At 54.8% G+C, this 15560-nt stretch carries 16 protein-coding genes; 9 read left to right on the forward strand and 7 right to left on the reverse strand.

Translation table 11 applies throughout. The features are described 5' to 3' along the window. Window positions 1-152: 152 nt before the first annotated feature. Window positions 153-1067 (reverse strand): transcriptional regulator GcvA, encoded by a 915-nt coding sequence (gcvA, locus tag F3J36_RS06970; RefSeq protein WP_088517522.1) that lies wholly within the window; start codon window positions 1065-1067, stop codon window positions 153-155. A 119-nt stretch (window positions 1068-1186) separates the two neighbouring features. Here gcvA and F3J36_RS06975 point away from each other — a divergent pair, with 119 nt between their 5' ends. Next, on the forward strand, window positions 1187-2092 hold the full coding sequence (locus tag F3J36_RS06975) for a DMT family transporter (protein WP_166719298.1): 906 nt from the start codon (window positions 1187-1189) through the stop codon (window positions 2090-2092). 493 nt (window positions 2093-2585) lie between these two features. Here the strand turns inward: F3J36_RS06975 and F3J36_RS06980 are convergent, their stop codons facing one another. Beyond that, on the reverse strand, window positions 2586-3071 hold the full coding sequence (locus F3J36_RS06980; RefSeq protein ID WP_088517581.1) for a MarR family winged helix-turn-helix transcriptional regulator: 486 nt from the start codon (window positions 3069-3071) through the stop codon (window positions 2586-2588). A gap of 174 nt (window positions 3072-3245) precedes the next feature. Between F3J36_RS06980 and F3J36_RS24175 the strand changes: the two genes are divergently transcribed. The 4 genes from F3J36_RS24175 (at window position 3246) to F3J36_RS07000 (ending at window position 7066) form a co-directional block, all read left to right on the forward strand. Then, window positions 3246-3431: a DUF1330 domain-containing protein gene (locus F3J36_RS24175; RefSeq protein WP_247653160.1), complete on the forward strand. Its 186-nt coding sequence runs from the start codon at window positions 3246-3248 to the stop codon at window positions 3429-3431. 1012 nt (window positions 3432-4443) lie between these two features. After that, window positions 4444-4689, forward strand: a complete 246-nt coding sequence (locus F3J36_RS06990) for a ParD-like family protein (RefSeq protein WP_010615787.1) — start codon at window positions 4444-4446, stop codon at window positions 4687-4689. Beyond that, window positions 4686-5471, forward strand: coding sequence for a type I methionyl aminopeptidase (gene map / locus F3J36_RS06995; protein WP_088517519.1), 786 nt, complete (start codon window positions 4686-4688; stop codon window positions 5469-5471). The genes F3J36_RS06990 and map overlap by 4 nt, the downstream gene beginning before the upstream one ends. 269 nt (window positions 5472-5740) lie before the next feature. Continuing rightward, on the forward strand, window positions 5741-7066 hold the full coding sequence (locus tag F3J36_RS07000) for an MFS transporter (protein WP_211072907.1): 1326 nt from the start codon (window positions 5741-5743) through the stop codon (window positions 7064-7066). Window positions 7067-7072: 6 nt separating this feature from the next. Here F3J36_RS07000 and F3J36_RS07005 read toward each other — a convergent pair whose 3' ends face one another. Beyond that, the gene (locus tag F3J36_RS07005) at window positions 7073-7999 is read right to left on the reverse strand and encodes a LysR family transcriptional regulator (RefSeq protein WP_166719299.1); all 927 of its coding nucleotides are present in this window, start codon (window positions 7997-7999) and stop codon (window positions 7073-7075) included. A 137-nt stretch (window positions 8000-8136) separates the two neighbouring features. Between F3J36_RS07005 and hpxD the strand changes: the two genes are divergently transcribed. Together hpxD and F3J36_RS07015 are read left to right on the forward strand one after the other, a co-directional pair. Further along, entirely contained in the window at window positions 8137-9168 is a 1032-nt protein-coding gene (gene hpxD, locus F3J36_RS07010; RefSeq protein ID WP_166719300.1) for a molybdenum cofactor-independent xanthine hydroxylase subunit HpxD, read from the forward strand. Between the two features lie 10 nt (window positions 9169-9178). Further along, on the forward strand, window positions 9179-10141 hold the full coding sequence (locus tag F3J36_RS07015; RefSeq protein WP_166719301.1) for a PDR/VanB family oxidoreductase: 963 nt from the start codon (window positions 9179-9181) through the stop codon (window positions 10139-10141). Window positions 10142-10159: 18 nt separating this feature from the next. Here the strand turns inward: F3J36_RS07015 and F3J36_RS07020 are convergent, their stop codons facing one another. Beyond that, window positions 10160-10666, reverse strand: a complete 507-nt coding sequence (locus F3J36_RS07020; RefSeq protein ID WP_211072908.1) for a ferritin-like domain-containing protein — start codon at window positions 10664-10666, stop codon at window positions 10160-10162. 491 nt (window positions 10667-11157) lie between these two features. On the opposite strand from F3J36_RS07020, the gene F3J36_RS07025 reads away from it, so the two are divergent. After that, window positions 11158-11322: a general stress protein gene (locus F3J36_RS07025; RefSeq protein ID WP_010615780.1), complete on the forward strand. Its 165-nt coding sequence runs from the start codon at window positions 11158-11160 to the stop codon at window positions 11320-11322. A 492-nt stretch (window positions 11323-11814) separates the two neighbouring features. Beyond that, complete coding sequence (locus F3J36_RS07030; protein ID WP_058758661.1) at window positions 11815-12147, forward strand: four-helix bundle copper-binding protein; 333 nt, start codon at window positions 11815-11817, stop codon at window positions 12145-12147. Between the two features lie 59 nt (window positions 12148-12206). Here the strand turns inward: F3J36_RS07030 and F3J36_RS07035 are convergent, their stop codons facing one another. Genes F3J36_RS07035 through F3J36_RS07045 form a run of 3 tightly spaced genes read right to left on the reverse strand, consistent with a single transcriptional unit; the run spans window position 12207 to window position 15554 of the window. After that, on the reverse strand, window positions 12207-12980 hold the full coding sequence (locus F3J36_RS07035) for an SDR family oxidoreductase (protein ID WP_166719302.1): 774 nt from the start codon (window positions 12978-12980) through the stop codon (window positions 12207-12209). A gap of 19 nt (window positions 12981-12999) precedes the next feature. After that, a complete protein-coding gene (locus F3J36_RS07040; RefSeq protein ID WP_166719303.1) occupies window positions 13000-14448 on the reverse strand; it encodes an acyl-CoA reductase in 1449 nt (482 codons plus the stop codon). Next, on the reverse strand, window positions 14445-15554 hold the full coding sequence (locus F3J36_RS07045) for a long-chain fatty acid--CoA ligase (protein WP_247653149.1): 1110 nt from the start codon (window positions 15552-15554) through the stop codon (window positions 14445-14447). The genes F3J36_RS07040 and F3J36_RS07045 overlap by 4 nt, the downstream gene beginning before the upstream one ends. Window positions 15555-15560: the final 6 nt, after the last annotated feature.

The following is a 15560-nucleotide window of genomic DNA, read 5'->3' on the forward strand; positions in this document are numbered from 1 at the left end:
CCAGGGGCTGTGGAGAGCGAGGAGCGGACGTTGAGGGCTTATTACCTGAGGGGATATTAAAATCAATTTCGCATTCAGCAAAACACCTTTAGGCATAAAAAAATATAAAATTTTTGGGACATAATTAGTGATGAAAGACAGCATCAACATATTTATTTAACTCTCTTGTGTATTGCTGCATGCTCATGTTGCGCTGCGGCGGTCAGGGTTATCCAGTCACGGAATCGACGACTTATCTTCTGCAATATAGCTGACTCGTCATACACCAGATAATACGCAATCGGCGAATTAACCTCTATTTGCAGTGGGTTAATTAATAAACCACTTTCCAGTTCTTCACGTACAAGTACACTGCGTACGAGGGCGATACCTTTACCCGCGATTGCAGCTTCAATAACGCCGTTAGAATCGATGAAAACAGGACCGGTGTCAGTATTCACATCTTCAATACCCAGAGCCCGGAACCAGACGGCCCAGTCCAGCCGGTGCTCATCGTGCAGCAGCGTGTAATTTGCCATATCGCCCGGCGATGAAAGATCGTATTCTCTGGTTATTAAGCGGGGACTACAAACCGGGAGAAGTTTGTCATTCACCAGACACTCGGACTCCAGTCCGGGATAGTTACCAGCGCCGTGACGGATAGCAAAATCAATCCCTTCAGACAATAAATCAACCTGCCTGTTGGTTGTACTGATTTGCACTTCCACACCCGGGTTGGCTTTTTCAAATGCAGGTAGCCGTGGCAGCAACCATTGAATGGCAAAACCACTTGTGCAACTGACCGTTACTTTGTTCGCCTTTCCCTCATTCATTAAGCGTTGTGTTGCTTCTGCTATCTGGATAAAAGCGGGTCTAATCGCCCTCAGATAGATGCGCCCCTCGGTTGTCAGTTCGAGACGGCGAGGACTACGTATGAACAACCGGATATTCGTCATGTTTTCCAGTTTTGCAATCTGCTGGCTGACCGCGCTGGATGTCACACATAACTCTTCGGCGGCAGCTTTCATGCTCATCAGCCTTGCCGCAGACTCAAAACACATAAGCGCATGTAAAGGTGGCATTTTCATCGGATACACAGTTCCATGAGTTAGGAAATCTTAAGTATAAACAAAAATCTTGTTTGTGAGCACGTCTGACATGTTTCACAGTTTCGCTGTTACTTCCATTTAAATAAAAAGGAACTGTTATGCGTGTTGCTGACTATTTTCGGTTATTGCTGCTTGCCGCTATCTGGGGGGCGAGCTTTCTTTTTATGCGCATAGCCGTGCCAAAGTTCGGTGCCATTAATACTGCTTTTTTGCGAGTGTTTTTAGGTTTCACGGGCCTCGCTATTATTTTGTTTATGTTTAAATCTTCTTTTGATTTTAAAGATAAGTTCAAGCCTTCAGTCATACTTGGCGTGATAAACTCTGGATTGCCTTTTCTCATGTATTGCCTTGCGGCCAGGTGGTTGCCTGCCGGGTATTCCGCTATTATGAATGCAACAACCCCTTTGATGGGAGCGCTCATCGGGTTTTCATGTTTTGCTGAGAAATTAACATTTAGAAAATGGGCAGGCATGTTCCTGGGACTTGTCGGCATCATAGTGATAACCACCATCGGTGAAGCACAGCCATCGGATAAAAAAATTACCGGTGTTATTGCCTGCCTCATCGCTACCAGTTGCTATGGGGTTTCCAGTTTTTTGACACGTAGCTGGATTTCAGACAAAGGTGGACTCGATCCTAAAATCGTTGCTTTCGGCAGTCAAATAGGAGCATCTATTTTTTTACTGCCCTTTTTCATATGGAGTACCAGCGTTGGGCCTGCCGTTAACTGGCTACAGCAAGAGCCATGGATTAGTGTCATTGCTGTGGGGGTGATCTGTACTGCGTTAGCATACATATTATATTTTCGACTGATTGCCGATATCGGACCGTTACGCTCCTTAACCGTTACATTCTTAATTCCTCCGTTTGGCGTGCTGTGGGGATACCTGGTACTGAACGAAACCATTAACAATGGTTTCATTGTCGGTGCGATAACTATAGGGATAGCTGTCTGGATGGTTGTGAGTCCGGAAAAAAATCAAAAAGCTGAAAATTGTGATTAGTCAACCTAAGGGGGTTTCATAACCGGAACCCCTTATAAGTTGATAAAAATATGTCACCTGCATCATTTCTTATAACTGGATTAACTAATGATGGTCCGCTTCTGGCACAAAACGGACATTCAGCATGCATTTTTACAAAGTACCAACATCACAATGGGCAGTATGTGAAAGCATATAACCCTTCACTCGTCCCGTGTTTATAAGCCCCATACTCCCCACCTGTTTTTTTGAGAATACCTGCTTAGCCCAGTGCTGACGCGGATATTAGCATGCCCGCACTTTCTGGGCATAAACAGAGAAAGGTAGGGTATGGCACGATTTATACGGCTGTAACCGGCTACGCCGGGCGTACGGCGCCGTTCACCTTCACACCGGAACGCTCTGCATGCCCAAAAAAATGAGGTAAAAATTCGTTCATTTTGAGAAACCTATTTTTTCAAGATGCTCAAGCAGGAGTGCTGATACGGGGGAATTGTCATTCAGCTACCGTATTTTAATTGTGGGAGTTGCGATCTGCTTCAGGGCTCTGGTCGATATTTATTGCCCTGGCTAACTCCCCCATTGCCCGTGTTGCTGACCGGAGTCGGTCATCACCCATCTTCATGGACAACTTATCTTTAGCTGATTTCCATATAGGCAAGGCTTCTGCCATGAGCTGGTATCCGGAATCCGTCAGACTTAGCCGCTTTCCTGCGCGACCGCGTCCACCTTCGGAACGGACTAAGCCTCTCAATTCCATGTTCTGAACATTTCGGCTCAGGGTTGTCGCATCAACTCCCGCGCTGACCGCAAGATCAACTATTGTGGCGCCCTCGAAAGCTCCAATTCCAACCAACAGGCTAAATTGCTCGGCGGTGAGACCGAGCGATTTGAAACAGACATTGTAGTAGCGCGTGACTGCGCGCGCCGTGGCACGAGCCTGAAATCCCGGACATTCAGCTGCTATTTCCCTGAAATATTTTGGATCAAAACCGCTCATGTAGTACCTCTTGAAATCCCGATCAACCAATAATAGTGTATATGCATTATTTAACAACAGGAGAAGCATTATGCCAGCGTACGTGCACATCAATCTGCGTGTTATCGACCCTGACAGGCAGTCTAAACTCGCTCCCCGGTTCAGGCAGCTCTGAAAGAAGCCGGCGGGCGAATTCTGCATTTTGGCACCGTCTCGGAGGTTCTTGAAGGCGATGAGGTGCCTCTGCCATTAGCTGGCGTATTTGAGTTTCCAACCCTTAACCAGGCATTAGCCTTCTACAACTCTGAAAAATACGCCCCCATCAAGGCCGAACGCCGGGAAGCTCAGGAAGCACGAATGTTTATTGTCGAAACCGACTGAGATCTTTTCCCGGAATACAGACAGATTCTTTTGAGTACATGCTGTGCCTCCTAAGGCTTTGCCAGGAAACCAAAAATATCCTGCGCAGAGCCTGTTTATGATGAAGACAAAACCTGCATCCCTGGATAGGGTATAAAAATAAGATTCATATAAATCAGTCGTTAAGTGCAACTCTTGATTCCAGATCACAAAAAACTGTTGCCGTTTTCAGTACGCCATAACAGCGGTGAACCCGTTTTCGCATCAGTGCGCCGATGGTTACCATTTTAGGTTTGCCCTCGAGACACATTTCCTGGTAGATATTACGCATCCGTTATTATTAATTTTTCCGTATTGGGCAGACATGTAGAGCTTTGCTCTGAGCTGTCGACTTCAGCAGCGCACAATCCCGTTTCAGGTCTGGGCTGGCCTGAATGTCCGCTTTAACCTGCCGTTCAATATTTCTCACTTCTTCATGGGGCAGCTGCGCCATTCTGATGCATGAACTGATGACGTCAGCAGGCGTGTCAGTAGACTGATATTTTTCGAGCCGGTTTTCCCCCGCATAGCGTCAGCCAGCAGCACATCCCAGCAAAACCGACTGGAAACATGATTTCACTCCTCTTACATAGAGTGTCACGCCAGTTCGCCTGGTATATACAGAGTCGTGCTCACGGAGACCCGGTCCGATATGCCCGGAAAATCTGACGCAGGTATTGACGCGCGCGAACCCGCTGCGGTCTGGATGAAGCGGACAACCCGCCCACTTTCCATGAGATCCGCAGTTTATCGGGAAGGTTATATGAAGCGCATTAGGGTGAGGTGTTTACACAGCGGTTACCGGGTTATAAGAATCTCTCGATGTGACAGAAGTATCCCGACCTCCGTGGCGATGAGTACTTACTGGTATGAGGCACAGGCAATTACGGACAAATTCCGCATATTTTCGGACAGGCGAAAATCTGACCTTGCAAATCATGCCGTTGTGGATATGCTATATACATAGCATATACGTTTCATATAAAGGCCAGCTATGGGTATCGTCAAAATTTCAGATTTAATGCATGAGAACCTGCGCATCGCCAGCACGGCGCTCAGTCGTTCGATCAACGCGCAGGCGGAGCACTGGATGAAAATCGGCATGCTGGCCGAACTTTATCCGCAGCTCAGCCATCAGGAACTGACGCGTCTGCTGATGCGGGTCGAACGTGATGGCGGCGCTGAACTGGCGCAGTTGCTTGACCAACCTTCCTTTATTCCGCAGGGAATCGCGCAATGAGTATTAAACTACATACCGCTGAAGAGATTGAACGGGCGCGCGCCGCCGGTCACGCCGCCGCCAAAGTGCTGGAGATGATCGCGCCCTGGGTGAAACCCGGCGTTACCACCGATGAACTGGATCGCCGCTGTCACGACTATATTGTCAATGAGCTAAAGGTCATTCCGGCTAACATTGGCTATCAGGGTTACACCCGTACCGTTTGCACCTCGGTTAATCACGTGGTGTGCCACGGGATTCCGGGCGAGAAAAAGCTCAAAGACGGTGACATCGTCAATATCGACGTGGCGGTCATCAAAGACGGCTGGTACGGCGACACCAGCCGCATGTATTTCGCTGGTCAGCCGTCGGTACGCGCTAAGCGCCTGGTTGACGTGACGTATGAATCAATGGTGGCAGGCATTCGGGTGGTGAAACCCGGTGCAACGCTGGGCGATATCGGTGCGGCTATTCAGCAGGTCGCTGAAAAGGCAGGTTTTTCCGTGGTACGCGAGTATTGCGGTCACGGCGTTGGCGAGATCTACCACGGCGATCCACAAATCCTGCATTACGGCACGCCGGGCCAGGGGCTGGCGCTGCAGGCTGGCATGATTTTTACCATTGAGCCCATGATTAACGCCGGTAAAGCGGGCACCAGCGTGCTGTCCGATGGCTGGACGGTGGTGACCAAAGATCGCTCCCTGTCCGCGCAGTGGGAGCACACTGTTGCCGTCACGGATACCGGCTTCGACCTGCTCACACCCTGGCCGGAGGGGACCGGTGATTACGCCGCGATCGTTTAACATCTGCCAATCGTCCAATCTGTGATCTCTATTGTAGTACAATCAAAATAGATTGTACTACACTGCTAACTCATGACGATTTATATCGCTCATGTGCAATATCACTATCGGCATAGTTAATGCTTCCGCGTGGCCGAAATAAAATGATTTTTATTTTTCGGCTGCACTTCATTTATTGCTTAGCAAGCGAAACAGATCATTCATGACATCGCTGCCCTTGCGCCCGTCTGCCGGCGCGGAGTGGCGTAATGCTGCGTGACGAGGTGGATATGATAAGTTCCGATGTTTCTGGTTCTACGTTGAGTCAATTAAATAAGCGCATCATCCCGTTTATCGTAATCTGTTATTTTGTCGCTAATCTCGATAAAACCAATATCTCTATCGCTGCGCTGCAAATGAATGCCGATCTCGGGCTTACCACCAGCATGTACGGCCTCGGTGTCGGCATGTTCTATATTTCCTACATTCTGTTTGAAATTCCCAGCAATGTCATTATGACCAAAGTCGGCGCCCGGCGCTGGATAGCGCGCATTATGATTACCTGGGGCATTGTCAGTACCGGCATGGCGCTGGTTCATAGCGCCAATCAGTTATATGTAATGCGTTTTTTACTCGGTATGGCCGAAGCCGGTTTTGCGCCGGGTATTATCTATTATATTTCCTGCTGGTTCCCCAAAAGTAACCGCGCACGTGCAATGTCTTTCTTTTACATGGGATCGGTGGGCGCGTCGATTATTGGTCTGCCCATTTCCGGTGCCATTCTCAATATGCATGGCATTGCCGATATCGCAGGCTGGCGCTGGCTTTTCGCGCTGGAAGGCATTCCCGCGGTAGTGCTTGGTTGTCTGGTGCTGTGGCGCTTACCCGATAAGCCCGACGATGCTGTCTGGTTAACTACACCGCAAAAACACTGGCTGCGCCAGCGCCTCGAACAGGACAATCTGGGTGTTACCCTGAATAAGAACCACTCCTGGCTGCAGGCATTAAAAGATCGCACGGTGTTATTGCTCAGTCTGGTATGGTTTTTACAGGCGTTCGGTTCGATCGGTATTACGTTGTTTATGCCATTGATTATTAAAAGCATGGCCGCAGAGCAGAGCAATTTTATTATCAGCCTGTTATCCGCCCTGCCCTTTGTGATGGCCTGCGTATTTATGTATTTAAACGGACGCCATTCCGATCGCAGCGGTGAACGCGCCTGGCATATGGGCTTGCCATTAATTTTATCGGGCCTCGCATTGACCGGCGCGATTTATTCGGGCAGCCTGCTGCTGGCTTATATTTTGCTGGTCTTCACCGTCGGGCTTAACTTTGCCCTGACGCCAATATTCTGGGCCGTGACCACAGAAAAATTAGCTGGCGTAGCCGCTGCGGCATCGATTGCCTTTATCAATACGGTGGCAAACTTTGTCGGACTGGGTTTACCGCCGCTGCTGGGAAAAATGAAAGATGCGACGCAAAGTTATCACTCAGGATTGCTGATTGTGGCGATGGCGCTGATTGCCGGCGGTATTCTCGGTATTATTATCGCCCGTCCATCGGGCGGTGCCGGTGCCACCAAAACCCGCGCGCCGCATGCCGAAACCGGGCACTGAACGTGATTACGGCCCGCCTGCGGGCCTGACGCTGGCCATCGCCTCTATCACTTCAGTCATGCGCTGAATCACCATCTGCGCCGCCCGCGATAGCTGGCGCGACGGCGCAGTACACAGCGCCAGGGTCAGCGGTCGCATCACGCTGTGCCTGAGCGGTACAAAGCAGAGCTGGTTCTCCTGCACCTCGGTCATCACATCCAGCAGGCTCAGCACGCTGATGCCGGTGCCCTGCGCGATCAGGCTGCGAATCAGGCGGATGTCGTTACAGGCGATAATGTTTTCCGGCGCCAGGCCCTGCTTGCGGTACAGCGCGTCGACACGTTCGTGGACCACCAGCGCGGCGCCAGGCACAATGTGTCGCTCATGACTGAGCTCACTGAGCGACAGCAGCGGCCTCGTGCTAAGCGGATGGTCAGCGGCCATCACCACGCCCATCTCCAGTTCGGCAAACGTCAGCACTTCCAGTCCGCTCTGCCCGGCGGGATCGAGAATCAGGCCAAAATCGATTTCCGACTGGCGAATCATCTGGCTGATGCGGTGGCTGTTGTCCACCGTCAGCTCCAGCCGCAGCCACTGATGCTGGCGTGCGATATCGGCGATGGCGTCTGCCACGCTGCCTTTGGTCAGCGACTGCACCAGCCCGGCCGTGACGTTACCGCGCTTGAGTCCCTGAATATCATCGAAACGCTGCCGCGTGACGCGAAACTCACGCTGCCAGCGCATCACATCGTCATACAACAATTCTCCGGCGGTGGTCATGCGCAGCCCTTCCGGCAAACGTTCGAACAGCGGCGTACCAAAACTCTCTTCCGCCTGCAGAATCTGCCGGTTAATGGCAGAAGCGGAAACGTGCAGTTGCTCAGCGGCTTTGCGCAAACTGCCACTGCGCGCCACTTCGGCAAAATAGACGGCAAAGCGGGAAAACGGGCTCATTGCTCACCTGTACGGTTTTTTGCAACACCTGGCTGCATTCTTGCTGATGGATTTGCACAGGCAAGCATATTAACAATGTCCTGACAAAAATGAAGCCTTCTATTTCGCCTTATGTGAGCACCTGACAGGACAACAGCATGAATAACATTACGCCTCCCGCACACTGCACGTTTGAACCTGATGACTGGCTGCGTCTGGCGCGACAGTGGCATCCGGTTGCCCGTTCCTGTGATATCGCCGGCGCACCGACCAAAGCGGTGCTGCTTGACGAGCAGCTGGTGCTGTATCGTCTGCAGGGTCAGGTGGTAGCGGCACGCGACGTTTGCCCGCATCGTGGCGTCCCGCTGACGCTGGGTTTTCATGATGAGGAGGGTATCGTCTGCCCTTATCACGGCTTGCGCTTCGGTGCCGGTGGCCGCTGCAATCGCATCCCGTCCAGCCCCGATCAGCCGATTCCGGCCAAGCTCAATCTGATCAGTTACGCGGTGGAAGAGCGCTTTGGTCTGATTTGGGTGTGCCTCGCGCCGGATGCTGACCAGCCCGCGCCGCTGCCCACCATGCCGCACTGGGATGATGCCGGTTTTCAACAGATCAACTGCCCCGGTTTTGACGTCAACGGCTTTGCCGGACGCCAGGTGGAAGGTTTTCTGGATGTGGCGCACTTCGCCTGGGTGCACACGGAAACCTTCGCCGATCCCAACAACCAGGTAGTACCTGCCTATAACCCGGTCGAAACCGAGACCGGCTTTGCCGTGGATTACTGGAGCTCAGTGAGTAACTTTGCCGCTGACAGTCCGCAGCAGGCGCCGGAAGGATTTAGCTGGCTGCGTCATTTCGAGATGCATCTGCCGTTTACCGCCACGCTGACCATTCATTTCCCCGGCGAATCGCGCCTGGTGATCATGAACGCCGCGTCGCCGGTGTCGGCGCGCAAAACGCGCATGTTTGCGCCCATCGCGCGTAATTTTGACCTGCACATCCCGGTCGAAGAGGTGCACGCCTTCAATCAGCGCGTGTTCGAGGAAGATCGCCTGATGGTGGAAACCCAGCAGCCGGAGCGTTTGCCACTCGACCTGACTCTGGAAGCGCATATTCCGGCCGATCGCAGCTCCATTGCTTATCGTCGCGGCCTGAAGCGCATGGGCTTCGGCGAATTTTTCCTGGTGTAAGGAGGCAACGATGAGTGATCTGCTGAATGTGGTGGTGGATGGACTGTATCGTCAGGGACGTCACAATCTCAGCGTCACGCTGGTGGCGGAAAATGGCCAGCCGCTGCCGGACTGGCAACCGGGTGCGCACATTGATGTCCACCTGCGTAATGGCCTGATACGTCAGTACTCACTAACCGGACGCTGCGATGACGCGCGCGGCTACCAAATCTGTATTGCCCGCGACGGGCAATCACGCGGGGGATCGCGCTACGTGCACGACACGCTGCGCCCCGGCCAGACGATTGCGATTTCGCCACCGCGCAACCTGTTTCCTCTGCAACCGGCCGCTAAAGTCATTTTGCTGGCAGCCGGAATTGGCATTACGCCGCTGTACGCCATGGCGCTGGCGCTGGAGGCCGCCGCCGTGCCTTTTGTGCTGCATTACTTTGTCCGCCAGCGCGGTGATGAAGCTTTTGCCGCCGAACTGGCGCAGCGTTTTCAGCATGGATTTTGTGAAATCTGGTACAGCAGCGAAGGCCGCAGCGCCCGTGATTATCCACCGGCGGAACTGCTTGATGCTGCCGCCGACACGCATCTGTACCTGTGCGGGCCGGAAGGGTTTATGACGCACATGCAGCAGCAGGCGCTGGCGCGCGGCTGGGACAGCACCAATATTCACGCTGAAGCGTTCAAACCTGCCGCCCGCACGGCTGGCGCGGAAGAGGGCTTTACCGTGACGCTGGCACGCAGTGGGCAGCAATGCACCATTCCACCTGACAAAACCATTGCCACGGTACTGCTGGAGCATGGCGTCGACGTTCCGCTCTCCTGCGAGATGGGCATGTGCGGCGCCTGCCTGACGCGGGTCACCGCCGGAGAGATCGATCACCGCGATACCGTGCAGTCGGACAGCGAGAAAAGCGCCCCGGAGCAGTACATCGCCTTGTGCTGCTCGCGCAGCAAGTCGGCGGAACTGGTGATTGATCTCTAGGGCGCGCCGTAGGATGACTTAATCCGTGCCGGAAAGCTCAGGTTCCGTGCGCAGCACAATGGCTTCTTCTGCCGCCTGTGGCAGCAGCTGCAGCAGCCTGCTGGCCATCTGGCTTTCCTGCTGCAGGATGCGCCGCACGATCCTGACATCCTCCCCCTCTTCCGCCTGCTCTGCGGCCACCAGCAACGTCGAGTAGGTGGCGATTTTATAGTTACAGAACACGTAGCTGCTGACTGCCACACGGATGCCCTCTTCATCCTGCAGCATGTCGCTGGCGGCCTGACCGACCGCCGACATCCGGCCTAACGACTCCTTCAGCACCGACCAGCTGCTGTCATACTGGCGCAGCAGCGTTTTCACCTGCTGCTGCTGTTCACGACTTTCCTCAAGATACTGCTCAAGGCGCGTCTGCAACGCGGGATGCTCCGTCAGGCGCAACACCGCCGCTTTCAACAAGCTTTCCGCGTGTTTTTCCATAGCATGCGCATCGCGCAGCCAGTCCAGATACACAGATTCCTTCGTCATGTTTCGCTCCAAAGTAAAGTGACACCGGCCAGGCACATCAGCCGCGTTGGATGCTCGTCACTGAGCCGGCAGCACGCTCTTACCTCATCGCTTTCAGGCTGTTTATCTGAAAATAAGCGAAGCGCTAATTAAGTCCAGGCGAACAACTTAATTAAACGTAGCAAGTAAGCGCAGCTGTGCAAGAAAGGTTTTTAAGAATTGCGACAGCGGATAATTGTCATAACCTCATCGAATCACATTAGCGGCGCTAAAAGAATGCTTCCCTTTATGAAAGTAAAATGTTAACAATTCCACCCCAGATGTTTTGCCGGAATAAATCAGCTGGAATTGACTCATAGTTAAACAACCAACGCGCTGTAAATTAAAAGTTAAGATTATTCCTGGCTTGATTATGGTAAAAACATCGCTACATTTATTTTTGCTTCATGCGGGTATGAACTGAGAGGAAAAAAATGAAGGATCCAAAGAAGAAACCTGAAGAGGAAGAAAAAGTGACGCAACGTCGTGGGGGTTCAGGCAACTTCGCAGCCGATAAGGAGCGCGCGGCTGAAGCAGGCCGCAAGGGTGGTCAGGTCAGTGGCGGTAACTTCAAGAACGATCCACAGCGTGCCATTGAAGCCGGCAGGAAGGGAGGAAAGATCAGTCGTCGTAAATAAGACTTTCCCCTCTTAATACTGATTTAACCTCGATAACCTTTGGCACCACACTCTCCTGACATTGAGTTTACGCTTCGCTTAAATGCGTGATAAACCTTGTCAGGAGAGTAATTTTCTCGCTGGAAAACAATTAATCGATCAAATCTTCAGCGATCCGGCAGCATTTACCGCTTCGCTTATAATGCCTCAATTGCATCGTTTATTTACCACGAATTTAAACTATTGCTTATTTAACTAACAAATCCGCAGCGGCTATATTTGTACAAGCCACACAGACTTGTACACTTTTATTTAAGCGGTTTTTATTACCTGCGCTGATATATACACAAGCTTACAATTAGCTAACTCCGCATTATTAAAGGGATAATTGCATCTGCGATGCACCTTACCGGGGTTAATCCGCCGCTATCCACTTGATATCCCCTCTGTTTTAGCTAAATTTTCCCTTCAGGCTCACATATGCGTCGTTTTACCCTGACGCTAAGGAAACCCATGAACGCTGAACTCAATGACTGTATCGCGCTGTGCTATCGCTGCGCGACCGCCTGCGACCACTGTGCGGCGGCTTGTCTGCTGGACGCTGACGCCAGTGAGATGAGCGTCTGCATTAGCCTGAATCAGCAGTGCGCGGCGCTGTGTCGCGTTACCGCCCAACTGCTGGCTGCCCAGAGTGAACTGAGCGAGCAGCTCTGTACCATCACGTCGATGGCCTGTCAGCTGGCCGGTTGGGAGTGCCAGAAGCACCAGCATCCGCACTGTCAGACCTGTGCGGAAATTTGCCTGCAGTGCGCAGATAGCTGCATGACGGTGGGCATGGCGGAATAACGGATTGAGGTACCGGGAGGGGGGTGGCAGGTCGCCAGTACGGCGACTGGCGACCTGGCTTAATGGTCCTGCATCACCGAACCGCCATCGACATACAGCGTCTGGCCGGTGACAAATTCGCTCCATGCTGATGCCAGAAACAGCACCGGCCCGGCGATATCCGCGGCGCGCGCCAGTCGTCCGAGCGGCGTTTGCGCCGTCAGCGCGTGGCGGACCGCTTCTGGCGTATGCTGACTGGCATCGGTGGGATACACCAGTCCCGGCGCCACGCAGTTCACCCGAATGCCCAGCGCCCCTAGTTCGGCCGCCAGCGTCCGGCTAAAGCCCGTCAGCGCGGCTTTTGCGGTGATATAGTCGTGATAAGCCACCGCTGGCCGGGCGATCAAATCACTCACCAGATTGATGATACTGCCGCGTGCGCGGCGGCGCATCAGCGGCAAGGCCGCCTGACACACGTTGTAGCAGGCGTTCACTGCGCCATCAAACTGCGTCTGGTAAGCGGACCAGGACGTTTCCCAGAAGCGCTGGCGCTGGTCCGGATCGAAGCGATAAGGTGCGAAGGCATTGTTCACCACCACATCCAGTCGCCCGGTAGCGGTGTCGATCTGCTGCATCATATCGGCTACCTGTGCGGCGCAGGTCACATCGGCGGCAATCGCCAGTGCACCCCCGCCCTGTGCTTCACAGGCCGCGACTACCTGCGCAGCGGCGTCGTGATTACGTAAATAGTTGACCACGACAAACGCGCCTTCGGCGGCAAAGGCCTGGGCAATGGCGGCGCCAATACCGCGGCTGGCGCCGGTCACCAGCACGGTGTGATTGCTGAATTTCATTGCGTTTCTCCACGCCCGCTCAGTCAAGATAGGGCGCATAGTGTTCAGCGGCGGTTTCCGCCGCCTGTTCGATTTCGCACAGGGTGACCAGATCCAGCAGGCTAAAACGGCCATCGTGATGCCAGCCCGCCTCCGGTGAAGTCATGTTACCCAGCGCCGTGATGCGCGTGACGCCCGCCGCACCGAGCTGCGCCGCCAGCCGAAACAGCACCTCGGGCGCGGCCGCGAGGCCAACGCTTTGCAGATACGCGCGCTGCGCGGCCACCCAGTTTACCGTCTCCTCCAGCGTATCCACGGCAATCACCTTCAGCGTACGTCCGAGCGCGCCCGGTTGTAGCGGCTCCGGCTTGTCGACGTACACCACCGCCCAGGCATCGTGCTCATCGCCGTACAGCGTGCGGTCACCGCTCAGCGCACGCATTTCCTCCGCGTTGCGCCACGCGGCCACAGCCTGACTTTCACCCAGCGTCAGCGTCGCGCGCGGATAGCGCTGTGCCAGCGCGGCAAGTTCATGGGCGAGGTAAGCAGCAAACTCCTGCGGCGACACCCGGCCGCCGCGCTCAATAAACAGCGCCTGCGGCGAGTAACAGCCGGCCTGGTCATAGCGCATCACATCGTAAGCCACCTGACGCGCCAGCGCCGTACCGCGCCGCACGTCCAGCGCCGACCGTGCCACCATGCCAAAACTGATTTTGTGGCCATGCGGCAGAAAGCGCGTGGCTGGCGGCAGACGCCGCTGCATCGCCGTCAGCGCGGTTTCTCCGCCATAAGCCATCACCACGTCTGCCTCGCGGAACCACTGCTGCTCAGTGCGTTCATCACCGCCCTGCCACCATACAACGGCCAGACAGTCGCCCAGCTGCGGATCGATCTCCGCCAGCAGCTGGGCGAACCAGCCCGCCATCAGCGGCTCAGCGCTCGCTACTTTGCCCACGCTTCCCGCCTTCACCAGCAGGCCGGCAATCAGGCTCCACAGCGACAAACCCGGCACATTGCCGGCCCAGATCTGCAGCAACAGCTGCGGACCAAACGCGCGGGCAAAGCCGCCTTTTGGCCGCGGCTGAAAATCGTCCAGCATCTGCACGTTGCCGAAATCCTCCGCCAGAAAACGCCGCAGCTGCGGTTCACGGAAGGTTTTGAGATAGCCGGTTAAACCGAGCCGCAGCATGTCGGCGTCATAGCCGGTAACCAGCGGCAGCAACCGCTCCGCCTGCTGGCGCACCGGGTGCGAACGGTCAAGCAGGCGCGCGATGGCTTCATCAATCAACGCAGTGATGCGCGCTACGCTCAGGGTGTGCAGGTAGCGGCGCGCGTTATCGCGTACGCTGGCCGCCAGCGTGGCAATCTGCGCCTCGGACAGCACCGGCACGCACACTTCCAGCGCGCTGCCCACATGGCCAAAGTGCAGGCTGTGCCACGCCACCTCGCTGTGGCGGATGCCCGGCAGATGGCCGGCATACACTTTCATGCCCGTGCCTGCGCAGCAGCGAGAAACGATTCCATCGCCAGCGAGCAGCCTTTGGCATCCGCGCCTGCGACGCGGCCCAGCAGCTGAAACCCGCCGGGCACCATCACGCCGGCATCTTCGGTCAGAATGGCGGAAACAGAATTGAAATGGGCGAGATCGTGATGCACAAGTACGCCTGTCTCACCTTCCGGCACCTCCGCACCGGTCAGCGGATTGACCACGCGCGTGCGGATCCAGTGCGGTCCGGATTTCACCGGCGGGCAGATTTCATTGCCGGCATCGTAAAACTGCGTGCTGAGTTCAGTCATGCCGTACATATTGATGCAGTGCGAACGCGGCACGCCGAGCGTCTGCTGCAGCGCGCTATAAAACGCCTCCGCCGCCACTTCACGCGACTGGCCTTTAAAACCCCCGGTGTCGAGGATGCGGCTGCCCGGCGGCAGCCTGAAACGCCGCTGCTGACGCGCCAGTTCGTCCAGCAGATGGACAAAACTGTAGCTGGCACCCAGCAGGGCATAGGGTTGGCCGCTGGCCTGCGCCTGCTCCAGCGCGGCGATCAGACGCGGCAGTTTCAGCCCCTGCGCATCCACCATCACTTCGCTGTCTGGTGTGCCACATTCTTGCATCGCCAGCGTCAGATAATGGGCCAGCGAAGAGTTGGGCAGCTCGCTGCTGTGTGGAAACAGGATCGCCATCGGCAGGCGCGGATATCCGGCCATAAAGCGCTGGCGGAAATTGATCAGCATCGAGCGATCGTAAACCGCCAGCGTCGGGTGATAGCTGCGCCCCCGGCCGGTCCCCGTAGTGCCGCTGGTCATAAAGATGTGGGGAATCTCCGCCACCGGACGGCAGCTCAGCGTCAGATCTTTAAACGCCGTAATCGGCACCGCCGGAATCTGCCGCCACTGTTTTACCGTCAGCGGCGTGCGGCCGCGCTGGCGGGCGAAACGGGCGTAAGGGAGATTGTGTTCGAATTGCCACGCGAACAGCTGCAGCGCCAGCTGGTTGAAATCCGCTTCCGTGGTTTCTTCGCGCTGCATAAACGCCAGCAGCGCGGCGATGATTGACGTTTCGGTCATGAAGGTGCCCTCTTTGGACTGCGGCATAACGGC

Origin of the sequence: Pantoea sp. Cy-640 (genome assembly GCF_011752635.1) — a bacterium.
Lineage (GTDB): Bacteria > Pseudomonadota > Gammaproteobacteria > Enterobacterales > Enterobacteriaceae > Pantoea > Pantoea dispersa.